Genomic DNA, 26,886 nt, shown 5'->3' on the forward strand with positions numbered 1-26,886 from the left:
GCGGCGATGGTCGCCGCCTGCCGGGAGCGGCGGCGTTGGAGATCTGATGGGGCTTCGAACTGCCTCGTCAGCCGTCTTGAGAGAGGGCGTCGCTGGTGGCCTGGTCCGCCGGCCCCCACCCCGGAATGTTGAGGTAATAGCGCGTTGAGCGACCGCCGCCAACCTTGCACAGCAGCCCCATATCCTCGAGTTCGATGAGTTCGCGTGACGCCGTGGCTCGCGAGGTGCTGCCGACGCTCTCGTACTTTCGCGTATTCATGCCCCCTTCAAAACCATTCGGACCTGCATCGAGCAGAAGGTTGACGACTTTGCGCTGTCGCGGAGTAAGCACTTTGTCCTCATGGCTCACCCAGAAAATGGTTTTGGCGAGCGCTGAGTCCACGACGCTGGACGCTTCTTCGCAAGACACTCGCACCTGCTCCACGAACCACAGAACCCATTCGGTCACATCCAGGTCGCCGTGCTGGGCGCGCTCGAGTTGCTCGTAGTAGTCGCGCCGCCTGTCAAGCAAGCGCTGCGATGTACGAATCAAACGACTGACTTCACCGCTGTCGCGCGCCAGCACAAGATCGATCAGGACTCGACCGATGCGGCCATTCCCGTCCTCAAAGGGATGAATGGTCTCGAACCACAGGTGAGCGAGTGCCGCCTTGACCAGACTGTCATGTTCGGTCGATGCGTTGAACCACTCCAGGAACGTCTGCATTTGAGCCGGGACGTCAGCCGACGATGGAGCCTCATAGTGAACCCTTTCGCGGCCCTGGCGCCCGCTGACGATTTGCATCGGCTCGGCATGCTCGCGGTAGGCACCGACAAGAATTCTGGTCATGCCTGAGTAGCCGGTCGGAAAGAGCGCGGCCTGCCAGGCGCACAAGCGCTCGTGTGTGAGCGGCGCTGCGCGCTGCCGCACCGCGTCATCCATGATGTCCAGCAGGCCTTCGACGCTTCGGGGCGCGTCGGGGCCGTCCTGATTCCCGACGCCCAGTCGCCGCGCGACGGACGAACGCACTGCCGTGAGGGCGATGCGTTCGCCCTCGATAGCGGCTGTCGCGACGGCATCCTGGCTCCAGGCCTCGGCGGCGAGTTCAAGGCGCCGTTCAAAACCAAGACCTGCCAACTGGCCTTCAATGACTCCCTGACTCCTGTGTGCGCGGGCCAACTCGCCCCCGATGCGGACAACGTCATAGTGCATGCCGGGCCACGTGGGGACTTGCCAGATGAAGGATGGGCTTGGCGTCATGGTGCTGGATGGGTTTGAGGCGATTACGGGTTCCAATCGACTCATATTATGAGTCGATTTGAATTATAGCCAGAAGTGAGTCGAATGCGTACTTAATCGACTCAAAACATGAGTCGATTAACCTCCCACTACGCAGAACGGTCGGTTGCAGGTGATTCCGAGACTGAATCCGGCATGAAGCTGTTGCCCTTGACAGCAAGGCAGTCGCGGCTTTCCCGATAAACTACGCGCTTGTTGGCCCGTGCCCATCTAACCACAGGATTCAGGGAATGAAACGCGTAGTCGTATCCGCGCTGCTTGCGGCGTGCCTCGCGCAGCCGGCCGTTCAAGCCGTGGCGCAAACCGTCAGCGATCAATGTTTTGCCATCGGCGACATCGCCGGGCAGGTCGCTTCGTGGCGCGCGCACAAGAAGACCAAGGCTCAAGCGCTTGATCAGGCGGCCAAGTACTACAAGGATGCGGCCGACCGGCAAGCGGTCAGCGCCATCATCGAGAAGATCTACAGTCCGGACGCGCCGCGCATGACGCCGGATCAGGCCAGCATGGCCTTCACGTCGGATTGCGCGAACCGTAATGCGCAGACGTCCAGGCAATAGCGCCTGCGCTTGCAACTGCCTCTAGCGTTTGCGCGGCGCATCCTGCTACGTCAGCGCCTTGCCGTGACAATGCGCTGACAACTCTGCTCGTTGCCGGATCGGTGCGGTCGATCGACCAGCCGGTTCAGGCGCCCTTCCACGCGCAAACGTCGCCCGTTCTCAAAAGCGCATTGCCGAGCACGAACGTCGCGTCAGCTGGCAACGGTGCATGCACAGGCTCCGCGCCGAAATTGAACGCAAAGGTCAAATCGCCGCGTCGCCGGATGCGCAAGCCTTCCGCCAACAACTGCGTCTCGATCCCGGCCTCGTGCGCCGCCTGCCGCAATACCGAGCGATGCAACGCATGCGACAACCAGCCCGCCACATAGCGAACCCTGCCGTGCGAAAGAATGGCCGGCCAGGTGTCGTCGAATTGCGCGTCGATATGCGTGCCGCCATTGGCCCGCACGTGCTCGCGCCAATGCATCGCCACACCGTCCGTGCCGTCGATCGACACCGCGGGCGCCAGCGTGGGCCGCAGCGTTTCGACTTCGAGCACTTGTATCGGCAGAACGCGTTGCAAGGCGCCGGGCGGCAGCGTGGACGGAATGGCGAAGCTGTCGGTTTTCGAGCCGCTGCGCGGGCCGAAAACCCATTGCGCCTGACTTCGCTCGATCTGATGAACCAGCGCTTCGTCGATCACGGCGATGCTCGGCACGACCACTAACGCATAGCCCGTCAGATCCGCACGGCTCGACAAGATATCCACGTCGAGCCCGAGTTCGCGCAGCGATTCGTAGTAGTCGAACGCCAGCGTCTGATAATCGAAGGTCTTGCCATGACGCTGAATCTCGAACATCCATTGCGTCTCGTAGTCGAATACAAGCGCAACAGACGCACGCGAAGGCGCTTTGAGTTCCGATAGCGCGGCACAAGCGGCAATCTCGCGCGCCGCCTGCTGCACTTCGAGGCCGCCCGGCGACAGTTCGTTGTTCGGCAGATTGAGCCCCGAATGCATCTGCTCCTGCGCATACGGACACTGACGCCAGCGGAAATACGACACCAGTTCCGCGCCATGCGCGAACGCCTCGTAAGCCCACAGCCGGACCATACCTTTCGCCGGCACCGGATTCCACGGCGCCCAGTTGACCGGACCGGCTTGCTGCTCCATCACCCAGAAACGGCCGCCGCCGATCGCCCGATAGCGGTCGTGGTCGAACGCGGAAACGTCGGGATGCGCGGTGCGCGCGTAACGCGCCTTCTGCTCGTCGGGCAGCGCGATGGATTCGGTGCGTGCGATCGGATAGCTGTCCCACGCAGCGACATCGAGCGCATTGTCCCTGGCGAAGCGGTAGTGATCGAAGGTCGTGAAAAAGCCCATGAAGTTGTGGAGCAAATCCACCGACGGCGCATGCTCGCGCAACACATCGATCTGCTCGCGATGAAAACTCGCCACCTCGTCCGACATGAAGCGGCGGAAGTCGAGCAGATGAATCGGATTGGCGTCGGTGGGCGTGAGGGTCGGCAAGCCGATCGCCTCGAACAACGGATACTCCATGCTCCAGAACACGTTGCCCCACGCGTTATTGAGCGCCTCGACGGTTTCGTAGCGGCGCCGCAGCCATTCATGAAAGTGCGCGAGCGCGGCAGGCGAATAGCTGGGCACGGTATCGTGACAGCCGAGTTCGTTATCGGTCTGCCACGCGACGATGGAAGGATGACGTCCGTAGCGCTGCGCCATCGCCGTAACGAATCGCACGCACTCGCGGCGATAGGTTTCGCTGGATATATCGTAGTGACGGCGCGAACCGAAATTCCAGCGCGTTCCGTCGGCGCGTACCGGCAGTACTTCCGGGTATGCGTCGATCAGCCACTTCGGCGGCGATGCGGTCGGCGTGCCGAGCACGAGCTTCAGACCTGCATCCGCCAGCGTGGCGACTGCTTCGTCGAGCCATGCCCACTCGAATTCGCCGGCGCGCGGCTCCATCCGGCTCCACGCGAATTCGGCAATCCGCACATGCGTGATGCCGAGCTCGACCATACGTTTCGCGTCGTCCGCCCACATCGTGCGCGGCCATTGTTCCGGGTAATAACAGACACCAAGTTGCATGAGAAAGTCTCGTTGTTAGATGACGTCGAACAGGCGCTCAGCCCTTGCTTGCGCCGAAAGTCAGGCCAGCGACGAAATGCTTCTGCATCGCGAAGAACATCAGCACGGAAGGCAAGGCGGCCAGCACTGAACCCGCCGCGACCAGATTCCATGCGGTCGTCCACTGGCCTTTGAGCGCCGCGACGCCCACGGTGATAGGCGCGGCGTCGTCGCCTTGCGTGAGACACAGCGCCCAGAAGTAGTCGTTCCACACGAACGTGAACACCAGAATGCCGAGCGCGGCGAGCGCGGGACGAATCAGCGGCAGCACGATGCGCAGGTAGATGGTCCATTCGCTCGCGCCTTCCACACGCGCGGCTTCGATCATTTCGAACGGCAGCTGTTTGATGAAATTGCGCAGAAACAGCGTGCAAAAGCCGGTCTGAAACGACACGTGGAAAATCACCAGCGCCCATACGCTGTTAAAGAGTCCGACCTTCAATGCCATGTCGCGCACCGGGATCATCAGAATCTGGATCGGCACGAAATTACCCGCGACGAACGCGAACAACACGGCTGTATTGCCCGGAAACCGATAGGTCGCCAAAGCAAAACCCGCCATCGACGCCAGCACGATCGCGCCGATCACCGAAGGCACCGTGATCAGCACGCTGTTCGCGAAGTAATGCAGCATCGGCGTTTGCGTCAGCGCGGCGCCATAGTTTTCGATCAGCGCAAAGTGTTTCGGCCAACCCCAGTAATCGCCTTGCGAAAGCTCGTCCGAAGAGCGAATCGACGTGACGAGCACGGCCAGCATCGGCAGCAGCCATATCAGCAGCGCGATGGGCAGCGACGCTTTATAGAGCCTGCGATTAAGCGGTTTCCAGCGTTCGACGGGAAGCGGATACATGACGCGTAACTCCTGGAGATCAGCGTTCTTCGCGCAGCATGCGGCGCAAATGGAACACGATGTAGACGAGCATGATGGCGAACAGCACGACGGCAATCGCCGCGGAATAGCCTTCGCGGTAGTACTTGATGGCCTGGTCGTACATGTAATAGGCGAGCACGGTGGAGCTGTCGAACGGACCGCCGCCGCTCATCACCGCGATCAGGTCGAAGCTGCGCAGCGCGCCGATCACAGTCAGCACCACGGCCATGAAGGTGGCCGGCCGCAACTGCGGCAGAATCACGTGCCACAGCAGCTTTACGCCCTTGGCGCCTTCCATGCGCGCCGCCTCGACCACTTCTGGATTGATGCCGGTCAGGCCCGTGAGATACAGCACCATGCAGAACGGCGTTTGCGGCCACAGTGCGGCGAAGACGATGCCGAACGTCACCGTGTGCGGGTCGCCGAGCACCGGAATGCCGTGACCGACGATCAAACGCAGCAAGCCGAAGCCCGGGTCGTAAAACCAGCTGAACACGAGACCGACCACCACGCCGGAGAGCACGAACGGCGCGAAGAACAGCGACTTGACGACGCGCATGCCACGGATATGCTGGTTCAAATACAACGCGAACAGCAGACCGAGCGGCGGCGCGAGCAGGAACAGCGCGAGCCAGATAAGGTTGTTTTTCAGAGCCGTGTAAAACGTGTCGGCATGAAACAGCTCGACGTAGTTATCGAAACCCGCGAAGGTTTTCGGCGTCATACCGTCCCAGTGATAAAAACTGAGCGAAATGCTGCTGATGATCGGATACACGACACACAGGCAAAACAACGCGCAACCCGGCAACAGAAAGAAAAACGCGGCGCGGTGCTGATGACGGCGCGTCGTCGAGACGTGACGGTGCGAAGCCGCGGGCAAGCCGCGCGCTGCGGAATGAGACATGGATCGGGCCTCGTTGAAAAGCGAAGGCGAATCGAAGACGAGCGCCGGCCGTTGCTACGCCGCCGGCACTCCAGGGCTGACTTCTTTACTTCTGGTAGATGCGCTTGCGGGTCGCTTCGAGGCGCACGAGCACGGCGTCGAGTTGCGACGGATCGCTGTAGAACTGCTGCATCGCTTTCATGCCTTCGTCGGCCATTTCCTTCTGCATGTCGCGATCGTAGAACTGCGCGATACCGCCTTTAGTATTGGCGAGCGTCTGGAATCCGACCTTGGAAATCGCGTCTTCGGGTTCCGCCGACTGGCTGTTCGACGGCAGTTGGCCCCAGCCCTTCGCGAGATCGGCGTTGATCTGCGGCTGTTCCATGAAGGCGAGCAGCTTGCGCGCATCGGCCTTGTTTTTCGCCTTCGCGGGAATCAGCAGCACATTGACCGGACCGTCTTCGGCCATCGGCACACTGGCGTCGATTACCGGGAAACGAAAGAAGCCGGTTTGCGGTTTAAGGTTCGCCGGGATGCTCGCGGAGAAGAACGTGCCCATTAGCATCATCGACGCCTTGCCGTTCACGAGAAACGGCGCGATGGAATCGAGGTCGTAAGAGAGCGCGTTGTCGATGAAGTAGTGATCGTCGATCAGCGTTTTCCACGCGGCGTAGACCTTTTTCACGCGTGCGTCGGTGTACGGAATTTCGCCGGCCATCAGTTGCTGATGGAATGCGTTGCCGTTGATGCGCAGATCGAGGTAGTCGAACCAGGCGGCGAGCGTCCAGCTATCGCGCGCGGCCACGGCGATCGGCGCGACGCCACTGGCTTTCAGCTTCTTGCAGGCGTCGAGGAATTCATCCCACGTCTTCGGCTCGCTCTTGATCCCGGCTTTCTCGAACAGATCCTTGCGATAGAAGAAACCGTATGCGTCGTAGCCGAGCGGCGCCGCGTATTGCTTGCCCTTATACGTCGACGCTTCTTTCACCGACGCATACTGCTGCGACCAGCCGTTCTTGCTCCAGTCCGGCGACAGGTCTTCGAGCAGCCCGCGTTGCGCGTAATACGCCATCCGCTCGCCGTCGTGCCACGAGACGACGTCAGGCGGATCGGTGGCGAGCCAGCCGCTCATCTGCACCTTGTACGCTTCTTCGGTGATGTAGGTCACTTTGAGGTCGACATCGGGATTGGCTTTCTTGAACTTGTCGAACGCGTCCTGCCATGTCGAGCGTTGATTACCGCGCGCCGATACATTGACGTTGAGCGTGGCGGCGTCGACCGCGGCACAGCAGAGCGAGCCCGCAACCAGCGCGGCTGCGATTGACACATGTGCAAGACGGCGAAGGCGAAGAGCAATCATCTTGTGTCTCCTTGATACCTTGTTGGCCGACGGCGAACGGCTGCCGGCGATGTAACCCGCTCTGTGGCGGAATTGGGCTTTGATGAATCAGTGGGTACGATCTGCGCTCATGAACGGAACTCAGGCAGCGGCCCGTTCGGGCTCGAACGCGCTTCGCCGCAATGCAATCCCATCCGCGTCGAACAGATGACAGGCGAACGGCGGAACGTGAATGGCGATGCGTTCGCCGGACCCGATCGGCGTATCGCCCGCCGCCTTGGCGATCAGCGTGCCTGCTGCATGATCCGCGTGAACGTAGCTGTGCTCGCCGAGCCGTTCCGATAGCACTGTCGTGCATTGAACGGATTGCCCGTCGCCGTCTAGACGCAAATGTTCCGGCCGCACGCCGAGTGTGACCGGTTGGCCGCGCTGCAGGCGTTGACCGTCGACCTGCGCGATCAGACGCTCGCCGCTTTGTGCCAGCGTGACCGTTACGCTGCCAGGTTCGATCGAATCGACCATGGCGTCGATGAAATTCATGCGCGGCGAACCAATGAAGCCCGCCACGAAGCGCGATCTGGGATGGTGATACAACTCGAGCGGCGCGCCGCTCTGCGCGATGCTGCCAAAGCGCTCCGCATCCGCGCCGGCGTGCAGCAGCACGATCCGGTCGGCAAGCGTCATGGCTTCGACCTGATCGTGGGTCACGTAGACCACGCTGGCGTTGGCGAAGCGCTGATGCAGGCGCGCGATTTCGACTCGCGTCTGGCCACGCAGCGCAGCGTCGAGATTTGAGAGCGGCTCGTCGAACAGGAACACACCAGGCTCGCGCACAATCGCGCGGCCTATTGCGACGCGCTGCCGCTGCCCGCCCGAAAGCGCCTTCGGATACCGCTGCAAATAATCATCCAGTTGCAGGATGCGTGCGGCTTCGCGCACCTTGCCGTCGATCACGTCCTTAGGTTGCTTCGCGAGCTTCAGCCCGAACGCCATGTTGTCGAACACGGTCATGTGCGGAAACAGCGCGTAGCTTTGGAACACCATCGCTACGCCGCGCGCGGCAGCAGGCATGTCGTTCACCAGACGGCCGCCGATATGCAACTCGCCTTCGCTCAAATCTTCGAGACCGGCGATCATTCGCAGCAGGGTCGACTTGCCGCAACCCGACGGGCCGAGAAAGACACAGAATTCGTGCTGCCCAATTTCCAGATTCACGCGCCGGATCACCGGCGGATTGTCACCATACGACTTTTGTACGTCGGTCAAACGAATCGCAGCCATGCTGCCTCCTTTGGATTTAACCGCTTAAATTTCTGTGAAAAATAAGTGGCTAGCCCTTGCGCGGCAGGCATTTAATCGCTTAAATTCGTGTTCGTCGGGAAAAGTCATGATGGTGTCTCCGCTGTGTTTTCCAGCAAGTTATCAACCTCGACGGTGGCTTGCAACATTTGAATCACATTCCCTGAATATGGGATAGCGAGAATATGGTCACTCTGTCCGAAGTCGCGAAACGCGCTCACGTCACCGCCGCTACCGTCTCCAACGTGCTGCGCAATCGCGAGAAGGTGCGCCCCGAAACGGCTGAGCGTGTGCTCAAGGCGATCGCCGATCTCGGCTACCGGCCCAACCTGAACGCACGCGCGTTAGCCGAGGGCCGCTCGTCGACGCTCGCCTTGATGCTGTCGAATATCTCGAACCCCTTCTACCCCGAGTTCGTACTGGCTGCCGAGCGCGCCGCGCGCAAAGCGGGCCACTTCCTGATGGTTTGCAATACTGACGATGACGCCGAAATCGGCCGCGCGTATCTGAACCAGATCGCCGGCACACTGGCCGACGGCGTGCTCGTCATGAACACGGACATCACGATCAACGACCTGTGCGCCTCTGCCACGCACAGCGCCCCGATTCTGCTGGCCATGTGGGAGCATCCGGAAGCGCCGCCCGCGCTGCCTTGCATCGCCGTGGATTTCGCGCGTGCGGGCGAGTTGGCCGCGCAGCATCTGCTCGAACTCGGCCACCGCGAGATCGGCCTGTTGATCGGCGACGGTTGCGGCGGCCTGCAGGACGCGCGCTCCAACGGCTTTCGTGCCGCCATGCGCGCCGCCGGCATCGAGACCGATGCGGCAGCGGTGCTGCAGATCCGCGACTCGATCGACGCCGGCTACGCCGCCTGCATGCAGTTGATGGCGAACCGGCCGCACCTCACCGCGATCTTCGCAACCAACGACCTGCTCGCGATCGGCGCGGCACAGGCCCTGATCACGCTGGGCCGCGCGGTGCCGAACGACGTTTCGGTGATCGGCATTACGGATATTCAACTGGCTCATCAGGTGCACCCTGCTTTGACGACGGTCGCGATTCAGACCGCGGCGATCGCGGAGTTGTCGATCGAGAGTCTGATCCGACTCATCCAGACCCCGCACCAGCAGCCGTCGATGGTGCTCGCGCCGCCGCCCACTTTGATAGTGCGCGCATCGACCGGCCCACGCCGGCTGAAATGAATTCGCAGGGTAATCAGCAGAAAATGCTGTGATCGCCGCAAAAAAACGGCATGCAACCCGTGAGCGCCTCGATTGGCAATTTCATCGATTGCGCTAGAGGCGTAGCATCGATCCATCAATCGACGCGCGTGCGCGGCCGCGAGCCTCGCTACGTCAAGGGCAACCTGAAGGAGCAACCGAATGTCTCTCGCATTGACACGCAGTGAACTGATTCGCCCGCAGAACCTGATCGACGGAGCATGGACCGGCGCCGCCGACGGCGCCCGCTTCGCCGTCACCAACCCGGCCACCGGCGAGACGATCGTCGAAGTCGCCGACAGCGGCGCCGCTGACGCGCGCGCCGCCACCGACGCCGCAGCCCGCGCGTTCCCCGCCTGGCGCGACAAGCTGCCGCGCGAGCGCGCCGAGATTCTGCGCCGCTGGCATGCGCTGATCGTCGCCAATACCGACGACCTTGCAAAGCTGATGTCGATGGAACAGGGCAAGCCGCTCGCCGAGGCCCGCGGCGAAGTCGCTTACGGCGCGTCGTACGTGGCCTGGTTCGCCGACGAGGCGACTCGCATCTACGGCGATCTGATTCCGCAGCAGCAGCGCGGCAAGCGCATGAGCGCGGTGAAGGAACCGGTCGGCGTGATCGCCGCGATCACGCCGTGGAATTTCCCGCTGGCGATGATCGCCCGCAAGATCGCGCCCGCGCTCGCGGCAGGTTGCACCGTGGTAGCCAAGCCCGCCGAAGACACGCCGCTCACCGCGCTCGCCCTCGCCGCGCTCGCTCAGGAAGCCGGTCTGCCGGACGGCGTGCTGAACATGCTGTCGGCGTCGCGCGAACAAGGCATTGCCGCCGTTGCCGATTGGCTCGCCGACGCACGTGTGCGCAAGATCACCTTCACCGGTTCGACGCCGGTGGGCAAGCATCTCGCACGTGAATCCGCGGGCACGCTGAAAAAGCTCTCGCTGGAATTGGGCGGCAACGCGCCCTTCATCGTGTTCGACGACGCCGATCTCGACGCGGCTGTCACCGGACTGATGGCAGCGAAATTCCGCAACGGCGGCCAGACCTGTGTGTGTCCGAACCGCGTCTATGTGCAGGCCGGTGTCTATGAGCGCTTCGCCGATCTGCTCGCGAAACGCGTCGGCGCGCTGAAAGTTGCGCCTGCAACCGACCCCCAAGCGCAAATCGGTCCGATGATCAACGAGCGCGCGATCCAGAAGATTGCCCGTCACGTGGAAGACGCCGTCAAACACGGCGCGAAGGTGCTGGTGGGCGGCAAGCGCCTGACCGAACTCGGCCCGAACTACTACGCGCCGACCGTGCTGACGGACGCGCGGGACGACATGCTCGTCTGCTGCGAGGAGACCTTCGGCCCGGTCGCGCCGCTGTTCCGTTTCAACGATGAAGCCGAAGCGATCCGTCTCTCCAACGACACGCCGTTCGGCCTCGCCGCCTACTTCTATACGCAGGACGTGCGGCGTATCAATCGCGTGGCCGCGCAACTCGAAGCGGGGGTAATCGGTATTAACGAAGGCGCAGTGTCGAGCGAAGCGGCGCCGTTTGGCGGCGTGAAGGAATCGGGCTATGGCCGCGAAGGGTCGAAGTATGGACTCGACGACTACATGTCGATCAAATACATGTGCCAGGGCGGGCTTGATTGACGAGCCGCAATCCCGCTAGTAGCTCAACGCCTGAATACCTGAACGCCTGAACACTCTGCCGCCGAACGCCAGCGCTTCCCAGTTGTGAGAAGCGCTGTGCCAAGGCGGCAGTTCTCATTTGCCCGCAATAAATCCGGCACGACGCCAGACCGACAACGCGTTCGCTTCTCAAGAGAACGCAGCCACCTCTCCCGCCGCAACACCCCTCGCGCGAAATACCGTAACCGTCATGCACACGATTCATGACGGCCATTTTTGGCCCGAATTTGACCGCGTTTTTTCCCGGCCCTATTGTTCGACCATGCCTGCCGGGCTCGTCTCGCCGCTCCTGCCGAACATCATGGCTAGACGCGCGACCCTCCACATCGTGATCTTCCACCTGCCATGACCCGCCATGAATTCTGACGCGACAGCCGCTCTGACATCTCTGACCGCAACCCGGCCCACCAGCAAAGTTCGTCGCGCGGTGACGACCGCCGTGCTCGGGCAGGTCCTCGAATGGTATGACTTCTTTCTGTATGGCACCGCTGCCGCGCTCGTGTTCGGCAAGCTGTTCTTTCCGGTCGGCAGCGATCCGCTGACGGGTACGATCGCCGCATTCGGCGGCTTTACGGTGGGCTTTATCGCGAGGCCCATCGGCGGCGTGTTGTGCGGTCATATCGGCGACCGCTACGGCCGCAAGACGGTCATGATGCTGACGCTGCTCGTCATGGGCACGGCCACGGTTTGCATGGGTCTGCTGCCGACCTATCAGCAAGTCGGCCTCGCGGCGCCCGTCATGCTCGTGCTGCTGCGCATTCTGCAGGGCCTCGCCGCCGGCGGCGAATGGAGCGGCAGCATTCTGCTGATTCACGAAAGCGCGCCCGCTTCGCGGCGCGGCGCACTCGCGGCGTGGAGTCCATGCGGCGCGGCGTTCGGCTTCGTGCTGTCCACCGCCGCGTTTCTGCTCGTGCAAACGCTCTCGCCCGCCGACTTCCACGGCTGGGGCTGGCGCGTGCCGTTTCTCTGCAGCGCCGTGCTGGTCGCGCTCGGTCTGTGGATGCGCCGCTCCGTCGACGAAAGCGCGGAGTTCGCCGCCGTCAAGGCGACTCACCGCGATGCCCGCATGCCGGTCGTCGAAGTGCTGCGCCAATGTCCGCGTCAGGTGCTGACGGTGTTCGGCCTGCGCTTCGGGGAAGGCGCGGCGTCGTACATTTTCTTCGCGTTCTCGATTGCGTACGGCCAGTTCATCGGGCTCAAATCGAGTTGGGTGTTGGGCGGCCTGACCGTGTCGATGCTGCTGATGATTCCCGTGTCCCTGTTGATGGGCCGCCTCACGGATCGTGTCGGCCGCAAGCCGGTTTATCTCGCCGGCGCCGTGGCGATGGTGTTGGTCGCTTACCCGTATTTCACGTTGCTCGGCTCCGGCGTGCTGTGGAAAGTCATCACGGCGCTCGTGCTCGCCAACAGCATCACGCTCGGCATTCTGGAAGGCGCGCAGCCCGCGTTCATCAGCGAACTGCTGCCGGTTCATCTGCGCTTCTCGGGGCTCGGCATTGGCCGCGAGATTTCGTCGGTACTCGGCGGCGGACTCTCGCCGATGGTAGCGACCGCGCTACTCGCGCATTACCGCAGCGCCGCGCCGGTGGCGATTTATCTCGTCGTGCTCGGCCTGATCACGGTGATCGCGACCTGTCTCGCACCGGAGACCTTTCCCAAAGCGCTACGGCTTCAGGCGAAAGCCAAAGAGCACGCCGGGCACGAAAGCGTCTAAGCCCGCCTCTCCTGTACCGATCCCGCACCCATTCACTTTCTTTCGAAGCCGTCATCATGCAAAGCCTTCAGATGAGCACTCTTTCGACTTACGCCTACGAACCTCGCGCGATCGATCACGCGGATCCGTATCCCGACTACGCAGGCCCGCTCACGCTCGACGCGCTGATCGGCGAGATCGAGCGCCGCCGCGACGAGTTCGATCAACTCTCGCACGTTCCGCGCGACATGATCGCGAAGATGAAGCGCGCCGGCATCTTTCGCGCGAGCACGCCGCAGCGCTTTGGCGGCGACGCGCTGCCGCCGGCGCAATTCCTGCGGATGCTCGAACGCATCGCGATCGCCGACGGCTCCGCCGCATGGGTTGCCGCGTTCGGCTCGGCGAATACCTACCTCGCCGCTTTGCCGATTGAAACGCAGCAGCAGATTTATGCCACCGGCCCCGACCATGTTTTCTCGGGCGGCCTCTATCCGCTGCAACCCGCGATGAAAGCACCCGGCGGCTTCGTGGTCAGCGGGCAGTGGCGCTTCGCGAGCGGCTGCAAGGGCGCGGACTGGATCGGCGTCGGCATCGGCGGCACGCCCGCCAATTCCGGCGATGCCGGCGCAGGCAAGCCGTTCACCGCCGTGTTTCCCGCGCATGAAGTCGAGATCGTCGAGAACTGGAACGTGGTCGGCATGCAGGGAACAGGCAGCCACGATTTGCGGCTGCGCGAGAAATTCGTCGATGCGCAATGGACCTTCGTGCGCGGCGGCGCGGCGCTGATCGACGAGCCGCTTTATCGCTACCCCGCCGTCGCCTATCAGGCGCAGGTGCACGCCGCCGTCAACATCGGCCTCGCGCGCGCGGCGCTCGATCTGCTGACGGACCTGTCCGGCTCGACCAAAACCACCACCGGCGCGCCGCGCCTCGCCGATCGCGGTTACTACCGTTCGGGCCTTGCGAAAGCGGAAGCCAACTGGCGCAGCGCCCGCGCGTTCTTCTACGAATCCGCCGAGGCCGCGTGGCGGACGATCATCGACGGCGATGCCGTCTCGCAGGAACAGGCCAATCTGTTGCGCCTCAGCGCGACGCACGCCGCGCATATCGGCGCGGAAGTGGTGATGCAGGCTTATCAGATGGCGGGCATCGCCGCGATCTATCGCGAGAACCGCTTGCAGCGCCTCGTGCGCGATTCGATCGTCGTGACACAGCATGCGTTTCTCGGCGAGGGCACGTACGACGCGTCCGGCGCGCTGTTCGCCGGCGTGCCGCCGGTCACGCCTTTTCCGTGACGCCGCGCACCCTGACTCATGCCATGCAAAAGGAAAAGGAAAAGACCGTGACGATCGAAGACACCAGAAAGCGTTTCCGCGATGCGATGGCGTGCCTGCCGGCCGCCGTCAACATCATCACCACGGACGGACCCGGCGGCCGCTGCGGCATGACTGCAAGCGCGGTGTGCTCGGTGACGGACGCGCCGCCGACCATGCTCGTCTGTATCAATCAGGCCAGCTATGTGCATGACATCCTGCATCGCAACCGCAGCGTGTGCATCAACGTGCTGGCCGCCGAGTGCCAGGAAGTGGCCCGTGATTTCGCCGGCATGACAGCGTGCCCGATGGACGAACGCTTCGCACGCCACGCGTGGACCGGCGGCGCGTTGTCGGCGCCGGTGCTCACGGATGCGATCGCGAGTCTCGAAGGCGAGATCGTCGACATCAAGACGGTCGGCTCGCACTCGGTCATGTTCGCGCAGATCCGCCACGTCGCGTTGCGCTCGGACGGCGACGGGCTCATCTATTTCGGCCGCCAGTTTCATCGGCTGACACGGCCGCAAGCAGCCGCGCCCCTGGGCGCCGCGCAGGGCGCGAGGTGAGCGTGGAAGTCTGCTTATTTTTGATTGGCCACGCGAATGCACCTATGCGTGAAACGCGCTCTCCTGATCTTTCATTTTTCGAGCTAACACCGCGAGACGTAGACGGATTACGCCGCTGCGTGATCCACGTGCCAGCGGCATCGAGCGACTGCGATCCTCTGTCGAAGACCGACGCTTCCGCGCGACCCCGCTGCGTGCTGCAATGGTATTTCGACGACCTCGAACTACTTGAACAAGCGCTGCAACCAAAGGGCGCGATACATCACATCGCACACGAATCTTCTAGTACGGGTCTCACTTTCACGCAGCAAGCCATGGCGGTCAGGCGATTCGACATTCCGAATCCGGGCAACCTCGGCACTCACACCGAACGCTGCACCTACCTCGTCAGCTACGAAGGCGAAGCGCAGGACTTCAATGCGTGGCTCTCCCATTACCTCGCGCATCATCCACCGCTGATGGCGCAATTGCCCGGCATTCGCGAGCTGGAAATCTACACGCGGCTCGATTACCGCTCGGGTCCTGGCGTCGTGCGCGCCGCGGCCATGCAACGCAACAAAGTCGTATTCGACGATTCCGCCTCGCTGGCGGCCGCACTGGCGTCGCCGATACGCGCCAGCATGAAGCAGGACTTCAACGCCTTTCCACCCTATAGCGGCGCGACGCTGCATTTCCCTATGCGTAGCATTTACGGTAATCTGAAACCCAAATAAATGTCCGCCCTCGCCGCGATCCGAACGTCATGAGCCACTCGCACACCGGCATTACGGATTTGAACCTGCTGCGCGTGTTCCTGGCCATCTCCGATCTGCGCAGCCTGACCGCAGCGGGGGAACGCCTCGGACTCACGCAACCGGCGGTCAGTCACGCCTTGCGCCGGCTGCGCGTCCTGTTCGACGACCCGCTGTTCGTTCGCACGCCCATCGGCATGGTGCCCACCGACGCCGCATTGCGCCTGCACGCACCGCTGACTCAGGCGTTCGGCATCATCAACGGCGCGGTCCAGCAAATCGCCAAATTCGATCCCGCCACGGCGCAGCGCGTGTTTCGCGTGTCCATGTCGGACATGTCGGAGTTCTATTTCCTGCCGCCGCTGCTTTCGATGCTCGACCGCAACGCGCGCGGCATTCGCCTGGAGATTGCGAACGTCTCCGTCGATTCGGTGAGTTCGGCCATGCGCAGCGGCAAGATCGATCTGGCGCTCGGCTATGTGCCCGGTCTCGACCCGGGTTGTGTGAGCAGGACGCTGTTCGTCGACGAACATGTTTGCGTGGTGCGGGCCGGTCACCCGTTGCGCAAACAGAAGCCGACCAAGGAGGATCTCGCGAGCCTGCGCTACGTCTACGCCAGCACCAACGCGACCGGCCACCGGATGGTCGAACAGTGGCTCGAAGAGTTGAACCTGCGCCGGGATATCGTGCTGCGCCTGCCGCATTTCGTGGTCGCGCCGGAGATCGTTCAGCATACCGACCTCGCCGTGATTTTTCCGCGGAGTATCGCGCAGCGCTTCAATCGCAACAAAGCCTTTCGTATTCTGCCCTTGCCATTCGCGTTGCCGCCCATCGAAATCCAGGTGCACTCGCATTCGCAATTCTCGGCGGATCCGGGCATTGCATGGTTGCTCGATGAGATTTACGGCATGTTCCATCAACCGCCGGATAGCGGTAAAACGCGAGTGGAAAAACCGCTATGAACATCAGAGCCCTGCAATGCTTCGTGATTCTCGCGGAGGAACTCAATTTCAGCCGCGCCGCCGAGCGCCTGCATATCGCGCAGCCCGCGCTGAGCCAGCAGATCCGTTCACTCGAAGAACGGCTCGGCACGCAGCTGGTCGATCGCGCAAGACGTCCGCTGAGTCTCACCGAAGCGGGCCACTATCTGTGTAACGAGGCGCGTCAGATACTCGGTTCGCTGGAACAGGTGACGCTCGTCGCGCAGGAAATCGGCGTGGGCCGGCGCGGCTGGCTGAGTGTGGGCTTCACCCGTTCGTCGATGTACAGCGTCTTGCCGCCCGCGCTGAAGGCGTTTCACAAGGCGTATCCGCAAGTCGAACTCAAACTCTTCGAGATGCTCACCGAAGAACAGACCGATGCGCTGCGCGACATGCGCATTCACATCGGCATCGGCCGGCAGCCGCTGACAGTTGAAGGCTGCACATCGTATACGCTGCTGCGCGAACGTGTCGTGGCCGCGCTCGAGCCCAGCCATCCGCTTGCGGCGCAAAAGAAAGTGAGCATCGCCGATCTCGCCGACACGCCGTTGATTCTGTACCCGAAGCATCAGAACGCGCAGTTCAAGCGCTCGGTGCAATCGCTCTATCGCGACGCGGGCATCACCCCGCTCGTCGCGCACGAGGCTTATGAAATCCAGACCGCGATTGCGCTGGTTGCGGCAGGCCTCGGCGTGACGTTCATTGGCGAATCCGTGGCGCGGCTCGGACGCACCGATGTGGTTTACCGTCACCTTACCGGACCGGGCTCGTCGTACCGCTCCACACTTGCCGCCACCTTCCGCACCGACGACGCGTCGCCCCACCTGCGGGCGTTTCTGGCTTGCCTTCCCGCGCCGCTCAAAGACAGCGCACTATAAGCAAAAAATTATAGAAGCATAAGCAAGCGGTCTTGGACTCCCTGTCCGCGCGTTCTTATCATTGACCTCACACATGATTAGAACGCAGCGTTGGCCAAGGCCATCGCCGCAAGGTAGGAGACAGGATGACCGCGACGATCAACGAAGCCGTAACCATGCGAAAAGTCTACGGGCGCCTCATGCCCCTGCTCTTCGCGATGATGTTCTTCAACTATCTCGACCGGATCAATATCGGTTTCGCCGCGCTGGACATGAACAAGCAGCTCGGTTTCAGTCCGGCCGTGTTCGGCTTCGCGGGCAGCATCTTCTTCGTCGGCTACATGCTGCTGGAAGTGCCGAGCAATCTATTGCTGCATCGCGTCGGCGCACGCCGCTGGATTGCCCGCATTCTTCTGACGTGGGGCGCGGTCGCCGCGGCCACGGCATTCGTGTTCAACGATTCGAGCTTCTACGTGCTGCGCTTTCTGCTCGGCGTGATGGAAGCGGGCTTTCTGCCGGGCGTCGCGGTCTATCTGACGAAATGGTTTCCAGTGCGTTACCGTGCGCGCGCGGTTGGGGGCTACATCATCGCCGGTTCGTTTTCGGCGGTGCTGGGCGGCCCGATCTCGACCGCGTTGATGACCTACGCGAACGGCATTCTCGGTTTGCAGGGCTGGCAGTGGATGTTCATCCTCGAAGGCGTGCCGGCCATGCTGCTCGGCCTGTTGACGCTGCGCATCATGACCGAACGCCCCGCCGACGCCGACTGGCTGTCCGACGACGAAAAGCGCTGGCTCGAGTCGACGCTCTCCGCCGAGCGTCAAGCCGTAGGCGGCAACGCACATGTTCCCTTGCTGCGTGTAGCGGGCGACATCCGCGTGTGGAGTCTCGCGTGTCTGTTCGGTTGCGCGCTGGTCGGTATTTATGGCCTCTTCCTGTGGCTGCCGCAGATCGTCAAGAGTCTCGGTCATCTGAGCAATCTCGAAGTCGGCTTTCTGTCGGCCGCGCCGCCGTTGCTCGGCGTATTGGGCACATTCCTGATCAGCCGCAGTTCCGACCGCACCGGTGACCGCAAGAAGCACCTCGCCTTCGTGTACGGCATGAGCGCGCTGGCCATTGCCGGCAGCGCGTACGCGCCAAACCCCGTGATCGCTTATGTGCTGCTGTGCGTGACCGGCTTGTTCATCTATGCGGGCAACCCGCTGTTCTGGAGCCTCGCGTCGTCTTTCAGAACCGGCGCGGCAGGCGCGGCGACGATCGCGCTGATCAACACCATCGCGCAGTTCGGCGGGCTGGTCGGCCCGTGGAGCATCGGCCTCGTGCGCAATGCGACCGGCAACTTCAAACTGGCCTTGCTGACGATTGCGGCTTTCCTGATTGTCGCGACGATCATCGCGCTAGTCATGCGGGTCGCGCCGGTTGAAGACGAAGCGAACTCGCTCGCCACCGGCGACGCCGCGCCGCGCGCCTGAAGGGCCGAGCGGCAACACATCGAGCCTGAAAAAAACAGCGGACTATCTGCGCACGCATCACCTGCGTGCGCAAAGACAACTCACAGGATTTGCACACCATGATCATCGATTGTCACGGTCATTACACGACCTCGCCGCGCCAGCATGAAGCCTGGCGCGCGCAGCAGATCGCCGCGCTGAAGGACGGCGGCATGCCGCCACCGCGGCCCGTCATTACCGACGACGAGATTCGCGAGAGCATCGAGGGTGGCCAGTTGCGGATTCAGCGCGAACGCGGGACGGACCTCACGATTTTTTCGCCGCGTGCGGCCGGCATGGGTCATCACCTCGCCACCGCCGAAGCCAACGCGCTCTGGTCGAGCCAATGCAACGACCTCGTGCATCGCGTGTGTGAGCTGTTTCCGCGCAATTTCGTCGGCGTGTGCCAGTTGCCGCAAGCGCCTGGCGTCGCGCCCGCGAACTGCATCGGCGAATTGCGGCGCTGTGTCGAAGAGCTCGGCTTTATCGGCTGCAATCTGAACCCGGATCCGTCCGGCGGCCACTGGTCCGGCTTGCCGCTCACGGACCGTTGCTGGTATCCGCTCTATGAAGCGATGGTGGAGCTCGACGTGCCGGCAATGATCCACGTCTCGTCGTCGTGCAATCCAAATTTCCATGCGACGGGCGCGCATTACATCAACGGCGATACGTCGGCGTTCATGCAGTTGCTGCAGGGCGATCTGTTCGCCGACTTTCCCACGCTGCGCTTCATCATCCCTCATGGCGGCGGCGCGGTGCCCTATCACTGGGGACGTTATCGCGGACTCGCGCAGGACATGAAACGTCCGCTGCTCAGCGAATATCTGCTGAAGAACGTGTTCTTCGATACCTGCGTCTATCACCAGCCCGGCGCCGAACTGCTCGCCAAGGTGATTCCGGTGGAGAACATTCTGTTCGCGTCGGAGACCATCGGCGCGGTGCAGGGCATCGATCCAGAGACCGGCCACTATTACGACGACACGCGCCGCTATATCGACGCCATCGAATGGCTCAGCGACGCGGACCGTCAGCGTATCTACGAAGACAACGCGCGCTGCGTCTATCCGCGGCTCTCGCGTCAACTCGACCGACAACTCGCTGCGCAGGCAACTCAAGGGGCAACCGTATGAATCCAATCGGATGGCGCGAATACGACTCCGCGCCTCAGGCCGACGCGGCCACGCTCGAAACACTTCGTGAACTGGCCGTCTCGCTGCTGAGCGACAACATGGCGCGCGCGAGCGGCATGGTGGGCTTGCGGCCTTATCACCAGCCGCGCCCGATGGCCGGCACTGCCGTCACCGTCCACACACGGCCGGGCGACAACCTCGCGATTCATCGCGCTTTCGACTTTTGCCGACCCGGCGACGTGCTGGTGATCGACGGCGCGGGCGACCTCACACAGGCGCTGATGGGCGAGATCATGGCGAGCTTCGCGGAAAGTCTCGGCGTGCAAGGCCTCGTCATCGACGGAGCGATCCGTGACGTCGGTGCACTGGGCCGACGCGAGTTTCCCGTCTATGCGCGCGGCGTGACGCATCGCGGGCCGTACAAGAACGGACCGGGCGAGATCAACGTGCCGGTCACGGTTGGCGGCACGGTGGTGCATCCTGGCGATATCATTGTCGGCGACGAAGACGGCCTGCTCGCGATCGCACCCACCGACGCGGCAGCGGTGATCGAAGGCGCGCGCCGCCAGCACGCAAAGGAAGCGGCGGCCGTGAAGTCGATTGCCGAAGGCAAGTTCGACCGCTCGTGGGTCGTTCCGCACCGGCAACGCATGATGAACAACTGACCGTGAGCCTCATGGCGCAATATCTGAACGCTGCAACCCTCCTCGAACTCGCACGCGCCGCGCAGACGCGCGCCATCGCGCCCTGCACGTGCACGAAGACGCCGCTCGACGGCTGGCAATCGCAGCCTTTATCGCTCGATGAAACTCAGTTCGAGGAAATCGGCACCTTGATGCCGGAGGACGATCCGGAGCCGACGTTCAGCGAGTATCTACCGGGCAAGACGACTTACTGGGCGGCGGATGCGCCTATCGCGCCGCGCTACTTTCCGTATAACCGCTGCGCCGTGTGGCAATGCTCGCGGTGCGGGCGGCTTTATCTGCGTTACGTGGAAGGCGGCGGGTATTTCGTGGACCGCAGGATTCGTGCGGTGAAGGCAGAGTTGATCGACGATGTACCTTTGCCGGCGTGATAGCGGCAGCGCGATCGCACGCCGCCTAATGCCCCGGCTTTAATGCCGCATACGCCCCGGGCGTGATCCCATAGGCTCGCTTGAACAGCCGGTTGAGATGGCTTTGATCGTAAAAGCCCACAGCCGCCGCAGCCGTCGCCGCACTCTGCCCTGAGGCAAGCATCCGCTTCGCCGCCAGCAGCCGCACTTGCGTCGCGTACGCGTGCGGCGGCAGTCCAAATTCATTGCAGAAAGCGCGCGTGAGGTAGTAACGGCTCAGCCCTACCAGTTCCGCCAGTTCATCGACCGAGATATCGCGCTCGTAATTGGCGGCGACGTACTCGCGCACCTGCTCCATCTTGCGCGCCTCGCGCCGGGGTTCTCCCGCTTCTTCCCCCGAGCGCCCATAGCGCCCGACCAGCATCCCCATCGCAGCCCACCAGTTCGCCTGACGCTCCATCAGCGACACGGCGCGCTGTTCGTCCAGGCTCGCATGCGCCTTGACCAGCAGGCCCGCGAGGTGCGGATCCTGATACAGCCCCGGCGGGATCAGCAGCGGTTTGTCGGTGCGGGCGTCGGGAGAGAAGACGGCGCTGAGCGCGCCGAGCCCTTCCATGTCCAGGTAGATCGCCCGATAAATCCATTCGCGGCCTTCCCAGACCTCGCCGCTATGGTATTCGCCCGGCCCGAAAACCAGCACGCTGCCGGGGCCGGCAACCTCGCTGCCCGCGCGCGTATGACATTGGCCCGCGCCGGTCTCGGTCATGACGATGACGAGTTCGTCGTGCAGATGCCGGTCGAATTTGTGATTGCCGTAACGGGCGCTCGCGAGACATGCGCCATCGAGCGCGCCGTCGCGCCAGCAGACCACTTCCGGCTCGCTTTTATCCGATGTCTCCATAGCTCGCGCCTCCCTGTTCTTCAAACCAGTTCGATCCTGACCCGGCGATTGCGACGGCCCTTGTTCTCTATCTTCGCGATGCGAATGGGCCGCGACTGCGCGGTATTGGTCAGGTGAGTGCCGCCGCACGCCTGCCGGTCCAGATCGCCGATCTCGACGATGCGCACCGTGCCGTCCGGCGTCGGCGGCGGCGCCACCGAGAGGCTGCGGATCAGGCCTTGGGTCGCCTTCGCTTCATCGGCGCCGACATAATAGGTGCGCACTTCCATCGCGCTGCGAATCACCTCGTTGACGGGTTCTTCCAGCAGCCGCAGCGCGTCGTTATCCGCTTCGGGCAGATCGAAGTCCATGCGCGCGGTGCCGTCGGCGTTGATCTGCGCGCCGGTCACGAGCGCGCCGGCAAAGCGCTGATACACCAGCGCGTTGAGAATATGCGTCACGGTATGGAGTTGGGCGACCGCGGCGCGGCGCGCCGCGTCGATGGCCACGTGCACGTTGCCGTCCAGTTCGAGCGGCGCGTCGAGCAGATGCCAGAGCACGTCGCCTTCCGCCGCGACGCCGGTAATGCGCACCACGCCCTGCGCGTGCGTCAGCGTGGCGGCGTCCGACACCTGGCCGCCGCCGCCCGGATGCAAGGCGGAACGGCCCAGCACGACCGCGCCGGGCCGCGCGGCGATCACGGCTGTTTCAAAGTCCAGCAGATCCGGTTGCTCATGGCAAAGATAATGCGGCACCTTGGTGTCCTCGCGGGAATTGACGGAATACGCCTAGGATACCCAGTCCCGTGGGAGGCCGTCTTGGTTAAAAATGCCCTCGCGGAGCGAGTCACGGGCGAACGCCTGTTGGCGAACACGAAAAAGCCAACGCCCGGAGCGCTCAGGCGAAGGCCTATTTCTCGCGAATTCCAGTATCCTGAACATCCCGCTGAACGCACCCGACAGCCCCGGCTCTTCTCCATGAATCTATCTTTTGAAGTCCTGCAGGTACTCGATGCAATCGATCGAACCGGCACGTTTGCAAGCGCTGCGGAAACGCTTCACAAGGTGCCGTCCTCGCTGAGTTATCTGGTTCAGAAACTCGAACTCGATCTCGGCGTCAAGCTGTTCGACCGCACCGGCCGGCGCGCCACGTTGACGCACGCGGGGCGTGTGGTCGTCGAGGAAGGCCGCCGTCTGCTGGAAGCGGCCGAAGCACTCGAATTCAAGGCGAAGCGAATCGAGCACGGCTGGGAGTCCGAACTGCACATCGCCGTCGACGAGATCATTCCGTTCGACCTGCTCTGGCATCACGTCGGCGAGTTCTACAAGCTGAAGCTGGACACCAGACTGCATCTGTCGAAAGAAGTGCTGGGCGGCTCGTGGGACGCGCTGCTCACGCGTCGCGCCGACCTGATCGTCGGCGCGGCCGGCGATCCGCCGCCCATTCCCAATCTGATCGCGAGACCGATCGGCTCGCTGAAGCATGTGTTCGTGGTGGCGCCAGATCATCCGCTCGCGTCGATACCCGGACCGCTCACCATGGACATCGTCGCGCGCCATCGTGCGGTTGCGATCGGCGATACGTCACGCAAACTGGCGCCGCGCACGATCGCGCTCGCCGTCAATCAGGAAGTGCTCACGGTGCCCACGCTCGAAGCCAAGCTCGCCGCACAGATCAGGGGCCTCGCGGCGGGCACGATTCCGGAATGCCTCGCCGTCGACGCGCTGAGCCAGGGCGAACTGGTGCAAAAAGAAGTGATCGGCATGCGCGACGTCACGCATTTCTATCTGGCATGGCGCGACGACGAAAGCGGCAAGGCGCTGCAATGGTGGGTCGATCAGTTGAACCGGCCGGACCTGATCGACGAAGTGGTGCAACGGCGTACGCTGCACGGTTGAGGTTCGATGACTAGCAGGCTTCGCTGATCTCATCCGGCGGCGGGCCGTCGAACGACGCCGCATTCGCTTCCGCATTCGTCTCCATACGCAGATCGATGCCGGCGGAAATACCGGCCAGCGTACAGGCTTCGTTCGCGACGCGCAGTAGTTCTTTAGCCGCCTTGAAGTCGTCCCAATCGCGGCCTTCCGTGAGTCCCGCACAGGCGGACTTCAGCAGATGCACCGCCTCGGCGCTCCGGCCTTGCGCGTGCCAAAGCCGCCCAAGGCTGGTCGCGGCTCGCAGGTGCAACGTGCAGCAATCCCGTGCCGACGATTCTTCCACTGCCGCGATCAGACTCGCCTGTGCGTGTGTCGCCGCATCGCCGAACGGTGATTGGCCAGAGCCGTACTCCATCAGCAGCAATTCGGCGTGCACGCGTCTGAGTTCAGCCGCATACCACTGATCGCCAGTTTCGTCGCTGCGCGCGAGCGCATCGACCACGGCGGCAACGCCCTCCTCGTGCTGTCCGGCGCGGCCGAGCGCAAGGGCGTATTGCGCGGCGAGCATGGCGCGTGGCGCGGCGTAGTCGAGCGCGTCGAGATCGTCCAACGCGGCGCGAAAGCTGTGCACACGCTGCGCGCTGGTGTCATCCAGCGAATGCAGGTATTCGTCGAAACAGCGGCAGCACGCATGCGCCACTCGCAGCCCGCCACGCGCCGACACGTCGCGCAATAGCGCGATGGCCTGAGCCGCCCGCTTGCGCTGGCCCGCCAGCAGCGCCAGCGGAATCTCCGCCTCGACCAGCACGTAGCACGTGACGATCGCCTGCCCCTGCCGGCACGCTTGCGCAACGCATGCCTCGGCGATCATCAACGCCTGATCGCGCGCGCCTTGCAAGCCAAGCACGCGAGCGAACGTCGCGCGGCCGACCACGCCCTGATCGATGGACTGCCCCAGCGGTAGCCGATGTTGCAGACGCCCGGCGTGCTGCAAAAACCGATCGAGCGAGGCGCGCGCCTGGTGCTGATCGCCCGCGTAATGTGCGGCAATGCCGAGCAGGCGATCAGCGAGAATCCCGTTGGCGGTATCGCCCGTCTCCGCGGCGAGCGACGCGAAGCGCTGCGCGAACGCCAGCGCGTTGCGCGCCTCACCGGAGGACTGGCTCGCGTTCCACATGCCCCACAACGCGCGTGCTTCGAACGTCTGATCGCCGAGCGCGATCGCGATCGCGAGCACCTCCGCCCAAACGCCGAGCGCTTCCCGGTTCGGTCCGTTGACGTAGACGAGCGCCGCAGCGAGCGCGGCCAGCAGCTGCATCCGCACGCGCAAATGGCGCGGCGAGCGCGAGCCTTGATATGTCGCGTTCATGGCGTCGAGCGCGCGCCGTGCCCAGACGCAGCATTCGTCGACCAGCGAAAGCTCATACAGCAGCGACACGAACTTCACCGCCAGCGTTTCGCCCAGCGCGGCGTCGCCTTTGGGCGATAGCGCCCAGCCCAGCGCGGCTCGCAAATCGTCGAGTTGCTCGCGCATGCGGAGATGCCAGCCGTGCCGTTCGGCGCCGGCGGCGTTCGCTTCCCGTGCCGCGTTGGAGGCGTCGCTCGACGGATCGCGTTCGAGCAGATTGGCAAAATAGCGCGCGTGAGTGAGCGTGACGGCACGCCGCTCGCCGTTGTCGTCGAGCTTTTGCATCGCGTAGGCACGCGTGGTTTCCAGCAACCGATAACGCGCCTTGCCGCGCTCCGCCTGCATCACCACCAGCGATTTTTCGACGAGTCCGGACAGCGCCGCGATCACGGCCGATTCGCGCAAGCCTTCGTCGCTCACCAGAGCGATCGCCGAGTCGATCGTGAAACTGTTGACGAAAACACCGAGCCGCCGCAGCGTCGTGCGCTCCGCGTCGTCGAGCAATGCGTGGCTCCAGTCGAGCGTCGCCTTCAAGGTCTGGTGGCGCGGCAATGCAGTGCGATTGCCGCCAGTCAGCATGTTGAAACGGTCGTCGAGATGATCGGCGAGCGTCTCGATGCCGAGGATCGCGGCACGCGCCGCCGCCAGTTCGATCGCCAACGGAATGCCGTCGAGGCGGCGGCATACGGTGCCGGTCAAATGGATGCTTCTGTCGTCGGACGAAAAACGCGCGTCGATCGCGCGGGCCCGTGACAGAAACAACTGGACGGCACTGCGTTGCAAGACCTGCTGGCTTTCATCGTCGCGAGCGGGCACATCGAGCGACGCCACCCAGTACAGGTGCTCGTCCATGACACGCAGAGGCTCGCGGCTGGTCGCGAGAATCCGCATGGCCGGACTCGCGTTCAGAAGCGCTTCGGCCAGTTCGGCGGCGGGACCGAGTACGTGCTCGCAGTTGTCGAGCACGAACAGCACGCGCCGCTCGCTGAGTTCCTTGCTGATGTGCGCCAGCGTAAGCGGGCCGCTCGCGGCGCTCACACCGACGCTATGGGCGAACATGGCGAGCACGCTGTTGGCGTCCACGGTGCACGCAAGCGGCACGAGATAGACACCGTCCGGAAAGTGCGCCAGTAAGCTGCGTGCGATCTCGATCGCCATGCGGGTCTTGCCGATGCCGCCCGAACCGACGAGCGTCACATGACGCGTCGAAGCGAGCGCTCGCGCAATGTCGCTGATCGCCTGATCGCGGCCGATCAGCGACGAGATATTAGCGGGCAGATTGTTGGGGATGCCGCGCAGGCACGCGCTGTCTTCGGCGGCGTCGGGCGCGCTATCGCGAGCGGGCTTGCCCGCCTGTTTCGCGGGTGCGTCCCGGGACGCTAGCCGGTAGCCTCTTCCCGACACGGTCTGTATCAGGTTGCGGCTCTCGCCCAGCACCTTGCGCAAGGCGGACATATGCACCTGAAGGTTGTTCTCTTCAACGATGGTGTCCGGCCACACCTGTTCGAGCATCGCACTCTTCGACACCAGCGCCCCGTTCGCGCCGATCAGCACGGCCAGGATGTCGAATGCACGGCTGCCGATGCGCACGGGCTGCCCGTCGAGAAACAGTTCCCGGCTGGCGAGGTCCACCTGAAGCGGGCCAATGCGGATCATT

At 63.2% G+C, this 26,886-nt stretch carries 23 protein-coding genes; 14 read left to right on the forward strand and 9 right to left on the reverse strand.

What is annotated here, in order from left to right; translation table 11 throughout:
• Nucleotides 1–67 precede the first annotated feature (67 nt).
• Nucleotides 68–1,285: a Fic family protein gene (locus ACFSNN_RS02555; RefSeq protein WP_134463225.1), complete on the reverse strand. Its 1,218-nt coding sequence runs from the start codon at nucleotides 1,283–1,285 to the stop codon at nucleotides 68–70.
• A 224-nt stretch (nucleotides 1,286–1,509) separates the two neighbouring features.
• Here ACFSNN_RS02555 and ACFSNN_RS02560 point away from each other — a divergent pair, with 224 nt between their 5' ends.
• Nucleotides 1,510–1,836: a hypothetical protein gene (locus ACFSNN_RS02560; protein ID WP_134463223.1), complete on the forward strand. Its 327-nt coding sequence runs from the start codon at nucleotides 1,510–1,512 to the stop codon at nucleotides 1,834–1,836.
• A 124-nt stretch (nucleotides 1,837–1,960) separates the two neighbouring features.
• Here ACFSNN_RS02560 and ACFSNN_RS02565 read toward each other — a convergent pair whose 3' ends face one another.
• From ACFSNN_RS02565 to ACFSNN_RS02585, 5 genes are all read right to left on the reverse strand, one after another.
• Complete coding sequence (locus ACFSNN_RS02565; protein ID WP_134463221.1) at nucleotides 1,961–3,925, reverse strand: beta-galactosidase; 1,965 nt, start codon at nucleotides 3,923–3,925, stop codon at nucleotides 1,961–1,963.
• A 37-nt stretch (nucleotides 3,926–3,962) separates the two neighbouring features.
• Nucleotides 3,963–4,814: a carbohydrate ABC transporter permease gene (locus ACFSNN_RS02570; protein WP_134463219.1), complete on the reverse strand. Its 852-nt coding sequence runs from the start codon at nucleotides 4,812–4,814 to the stop codon at nucleotides 3,963–3,965.
• Nucleotides 4,815–4,833: 19 nt separating this feature from the next.
• Nucleotides 4,834–5,739: a carbohydrate ABC transporter permease gene (locus tag ACFSNN_RS02575; RefSeq protein WP_134463217.1), complete on the reverse strand. Its 906-nt coding sequence runs from the start codon at nucleotides 5,737–5,739 to the stop codon at nucleotides 4,834–4,836.
• A gap of 85 nt (nucleotides 5,740–5,824) precedes the next feature.
• The gene (locus tag ACFSNN_RS02580) at nucleotides 5,825–7,078 is read right to left on the reverse strand and encodes an ABC transporter substrate-binding protein (RefSeq protein ID WP_134463215.1); all 1,254 of its coding nucleotides are present in this window, start codon (nucleotides 7,076–7,078) and stop codon (nucleotides 5,825–5,827) included.
• Between the two features lie 120 nt (nucleotides 7,079–7,198).
• Entirely contained in the window at nucleotides 7,199–8,338 is a 1,140-nt protein-coding gene (locus ACFSNN_RS02585; RefSeq protein ID WP_134463213.1) for an ABC transporter ATP-binding protein, read from the reverse strand.
• A 203-nt stretch (nucleotides 8,339–8,541) separates the two neighbouring features.
• On the opposite strand from ACFSNN_RS02585, the gene ACFSNN_RS02590 reads away from it, so the two are divergent.
• From ACFSNN_RS02590 to ACFSNN_RS02645, 12 genes are all read left to right on the forward strand, one after another.
• Nucleotides 8,542–9,558: a LacI family DNA-binding transcriptional regulator gene (locus ACFSNN_RS02590; RefSeq protein ID WP_134463211.1), complete on the forward strand. Its 1,017-nt coding sequence runs from the start codon at nucleotides 8,542–8,544 to the stop codon at nucleotides 9,556–9,558.
• A gap of 180 nt (nucleotides 9,559–9,738) precedes the next feature.
• Nucleotides 9,739–11,211 (forward strand): NAD-dependent succinate-semialdehyde dehydrogenase, encoded by a 1,473-nt coding sequence (locus ACFSNN_RS02595; protein ID WP_134463209.1) that lies wholly within the window; start codon nucleotides 9,739–9,741, stop codon nucleotides 11,209–11,211.
• Nucleotides 11,212–11,605: 394 nt separating this feature from the next.
• Nucleotides 11,606–12,964 (forward strand): MFS transporter, encoded by a 1,359-nt coding sequence (locus tag ACFSNN_RS02600; protein ID WP_134463207.1) that lies wholly within the window; start codon nucleotides 11,606–11,608, stop codon nucleotides 12,962–12,964.
• Between the two features lie 56 nt (nucleotides 12,965–13,020).
• On the forward strand, nucleotides 13,021–14,238 hold the full coding sequence (locus tag ACFSNN_RS02605) for an acyl-CoA dehydrogenase family protein (RefSeq protein ID WP_134463205.1): 1,218 nt from the start codon (nucleotides 13,021–13,023) through the stop codon (nucleotides 14,236–14,238).
• Nucleotides 14,239–14,261: 23 nt separating this feature from the next.
• Nucleotides 14,262–14,822, forward strand: a complete 561-nt coding sequence (gene hpaC, locus ACFSNN_RS02610) for a 4-hydroxyphenylacetate 3-monooxygenase, reductase component (RefSeq protein ID WP_134463203.1) — start codon at nucleotides 14,262–14,264, stop codon at nucleotides 14,820–14,822.
• Between the two features lie 2 nt (nucleotides 14,823–14,824).
• Nucleotides 14,825–15,535, forward strand: a complete 711-nt coding sequence (locus ACFSNN_RS02615; protein WP_134463201.1) for an EthD family reductase — start codon at nucleotides 14,825–14,827, stop codon at nucleotides 15,533–15,535.
• 29 nt (nucleotides 15,536–15,564) lie between these two features.
• Entirely contained in the window at nucleotides 15,565–16,515 is a 951-nt protein-coding gene (locus tag ACFSNN_RS02620) for a LysR family transcriptional regulator (RefSeq protein WP_134463199.1), read from the forward strand.
• The gene (locus ACFSNN_RS02625; protein WP_134463197.1) at nucleotides 16,512–17,411 is read left to right on the forward strand and encodes a LysR family transcriptional regulator; all 900 of its coding nucleotides are present in this window, start codon (nucleotides 16,512–16,514) and stop codon (nucleotides 17,409–17,411) included. Before ACFSNN_RS02620 ends, ACFSNN_RS02625 begins: the two co-directional genes overlap by 4 nt.
• Nucleotides 17,412–17,536: 125 nt before the next feature.
• Entirely contained in the window at nucleotides 17,537–18,862 is a 1,326-nt protein-coding gene (locus ACFSNN_RS02630) for an MFS transporter (protein ID WP_134463195.1), read from the forward strand.
• Between the two features lie 98 nt (nucleotides 18,863–18,960).
• Nucleotides 18,961–20,010, forward strand: coding sequence for an amidohydrolase family protein (locus ACFSNN_RS02635; RefSeq protein ID WP_377689102.1), 1,050 nt, complete (start codon nucleotides 18,961–18,963; stop codon nucleotides 20,008–20,010).
• Complete coding sequence (locus tag ACFSNN_RS02640; RefSeq protein WP_134463193.1) at nucleotides 20,007–20,675, forward strand: RraA family protein; 669 nt, start codon at nucleotides 20,007–20,009, stop codon at nucleotides 20,673–20,675. Before ACFSNN_RS02635 ends, ACFSNN_RS02640 begins: the two co-directional genes overlap by 4 nt.
• Before the next feature lie 11 nt (nucleotides 20,676–20,686).
• A complete protein-coding gene (locus ACFSNN_RS02645) occupies nucleotides 20,687–21,085 on the forward strand; it encodes a hypothetical protein (protein ID WP_134463191.1) in 399 nt (132 codons plus the stop codon).
• A 25-nt stretch (nucleotides 21,086–21,110) separates the two neighbouring features.
• On the opposite strand, the gene ACFSNN_RS02650 is transcribed toward ACFSNN_RS02645, so the two are convergent.
• Together ACFSNN_RS02650 and ACFSNN_RS02655 are read right to left on the reverse strand one after the other, a co-directional pair.
• Nucleotides 21,111–21,965, reverse strand: coding sequence for an AraC family transcriptional regulator (locus tag ACFSNN_RS02650; RefSeq protein WP_134463189.1), 855 nt, complete (start codon nucleotides 21,963–21,965; stop codon nucleotides 21,111–21,113).
• A 20-nt stretch (nucleotides 21,966–21,985) separates the two neighbouring features.
• Complete coding sequence (locus tag ACFSNN_RS02655; RefSeq protein ID WP_134463187.1) at nucleotides 21,986–22,699, reverse strand: alanyl-tRNA editing protein; 714 nt, start codon at nucleotides 22,697–22,699, stop codon at nucleotides 21,986–21,988.
• A 222-nt stretch (nucleotides 22,700–22,921) separates the two neighbouring features.
• On the opposite strand from ACFSNN_RS02655, the gene ACFSNN_RS02660 reads away from it, so the two are divergent.
• Nucleotides 22,922–23,842, forward strand: coding sequence for a LysR family transcriptional regulator (locus ACFSNN_RS02660; RefSeq protein ID WP_134463185.1), 921 nt, complete (start codon nucleotides 22,922–22,924; stop codon nucleotides 23,840–23,842).
• A 10-nt stretch (nucleotides 23,843–23,852) separates the two neighbouring features.
• Here ACFSNN_RS02660 and ACFSNN_RS02665 read toward each other — a convergent pair whose 3' ends face one another.
• Nucleotides 23,853–26,885 (reverse strand): ATP-binding protein, encoded by a 3,033-nt coding sequence (locus tag ACFSNN_RS02665; protein ID WP_134463183.1) that lies wholly within the window; start codon nucleotides 26,883–26,885, stop codon nucleotides 23,853–23,855.
• Between the last annotated feature and the right edge of the window lies 1 nt (nucleotide 26,886).

Origin of the sequence: Paraburkholderia dipogonis, assembly GCF_042680985.1 — a bacterium.
GTDB classification, from domain to species: domain Bacteria; phylum Pseudomonadota; class Gammaproteobacteria; order Burkholderiales; family Burkholderiaceae; genus Paraburkholderia; species Paraburkholderia phytofirmans.

Excerpts from the sequence above, each read along its gene's own strand:
- ACFSNN_RS02555 (WP_134463225.1), bottom strand. The coding sequence starts at position 1,285 with ATGAGTCGATTGGAACCCGTAATCGCCTCAAACCCATCCAGCACCATG.
- ACFSNN_RS02560 (WP_134463223.1), top strand. The coding sequence starts at position 1,510 with ATGAAACGCGTAGTCGTATCCGCGCTGCTTGCGGCGTGCCTCGCGCAG.
- ACFSNN_RS02565 (WP_134463221.1), bottom strand. The coding sequence starts at position 3,925 with ATGCAACTTGGTGTCTGTTATTACCCGGAACAATGGCCGCGCACGATG.
- ACFSNN_RS02570 (WP_134463219.1), bottom strand. The coding sequence starts at position 4,814 with ATGTATCCGCTTCCCGTCGAACGCTGGAAACCGCTTAATCGCAGGCTC.
- ACFSNN_RS02575 (WP_134463217.1), bottom strand. The coding sequence starts at position 5,739 with ATGTCTCATTCCGCAGCGCGCGGCTTGCCCGCGGCTTCGCACCGTCAC.
- ACFSNN_RS02580 (WP_134463215.1), bottom strand. The coding sequence starts at position 7,078 with ATGATTGCTCTTCGCCTTCGCCGTCTTGCACATGTGTCAATCGCAGCC.
- ACFSNN_RS02585 (WP_134463213.1), bottom strand. The coding sequence starts at position 8,338 with ATGGCTGCGATTCGTTTGACCGACGTACAAAAGTCGTATGGTGACAAT.
- ACFSNN_RS02590 (WP_134463211.1), top strand. The coding sequence starts at position 8,542 with ATGGTCACTCTGTCCGAAGTCGCGAAACGCGCTCACGTCACCGCCGCT.
- ACFSNN_RS02595 (WP_134463209.1), top strand. The coding sequence starts at position 9,739 with ATGTCTCTCGCATTGACACGCAGTGAACTGATTCGCCCGCAGAACCTG.
- ACFSNN_RS02600 (WP_134463207.1), top strand. The coding sequence starts at position 11,606 with ATGAATTCTGACGCGACAGCCGCTCTGACATCTCTGACCGCAACCCGG.
- ACFSNN_RS02605 (WP_134463205.1), top strand. The coding sequence starts at position 13,021 with ATGCAAAGCCTTCAGATGAGCACTCTTTCGACTTACGCCTACGAACCT.
- hpaC (WP_134463203.1), top strand. The coding sequence starts at position 14,262 with ATGCAAAAGGAAAAGGAAAAGACCGTGACGATCGAAGACACCAGAAAG.
- ACFSNN_RS02620 (WP_134463199.1), top strand. The coding sequence starts at position 15,565 with ATGAGCCACTCGCACACCGGCATTACGGATTTGAACCTGCTGCGCGTG.
- ACFSNN_RS02625 (WP_134463197.1), top strand. The coding sequence starts at position 16,512 with ATGAACATCAGAGCCCTGCAATGCTTCGTGATTCTCGCGGAGGAACTC.
- ACFSNN_RS02630 (WP_134463195.1), top strand. The coding sequence starts at position 17,537 with ATGACCGCGACGATCAACGAAGCCGTAACCATGCGAAAAGTCTACGGG.
- ACFSNN_RS02635 (WP_377689102.1), top strand. The coding sequence starts at position 18,961 with ATGATCATCGATTGTCACGGTCATTACACGACCTCGCCGCGCCAGCAT.
- ACFSNN_RS02640 (WP_134463193.1), top strand. The coding sequence starts at position 20,007 with ATGAATCCAATCGGATGGCGCGAATACGACTCCGCGCCTCAGGCCGAC.
- ACFSNN_RS02645 (WP_134463191.1), top strand. The coding sequence starts at position 20,687 with ATGGCGCAATATCTGAACGCTGCAACCCTCCTCGAACTCGCACGCGCC.
- ACFSNN_RS02650 (WP_134463189.1), bottom strand. The coding sequence starts at position 21,965 with ATGGAGACATCGGATAAAAGCGAGCCGGAAGTGGTCTGCTGGCGCGAC.
- ACFSNN_RS02660 (WP_134463185.1), top strand. The coding sequence starts at position 22,922 with ATGAATCTATCTTTTGAAGTCCTGCAGGTACTCGATGCAATCGATCGA.
- ACFSNN_RS02665 (WP_134463183.1), bottom strand. The coding sequence starts at position 26,885 with ATGATCCGCATTGGCCCGCTTCAGGTGGACCTCGCCAGCCGGGAACTG.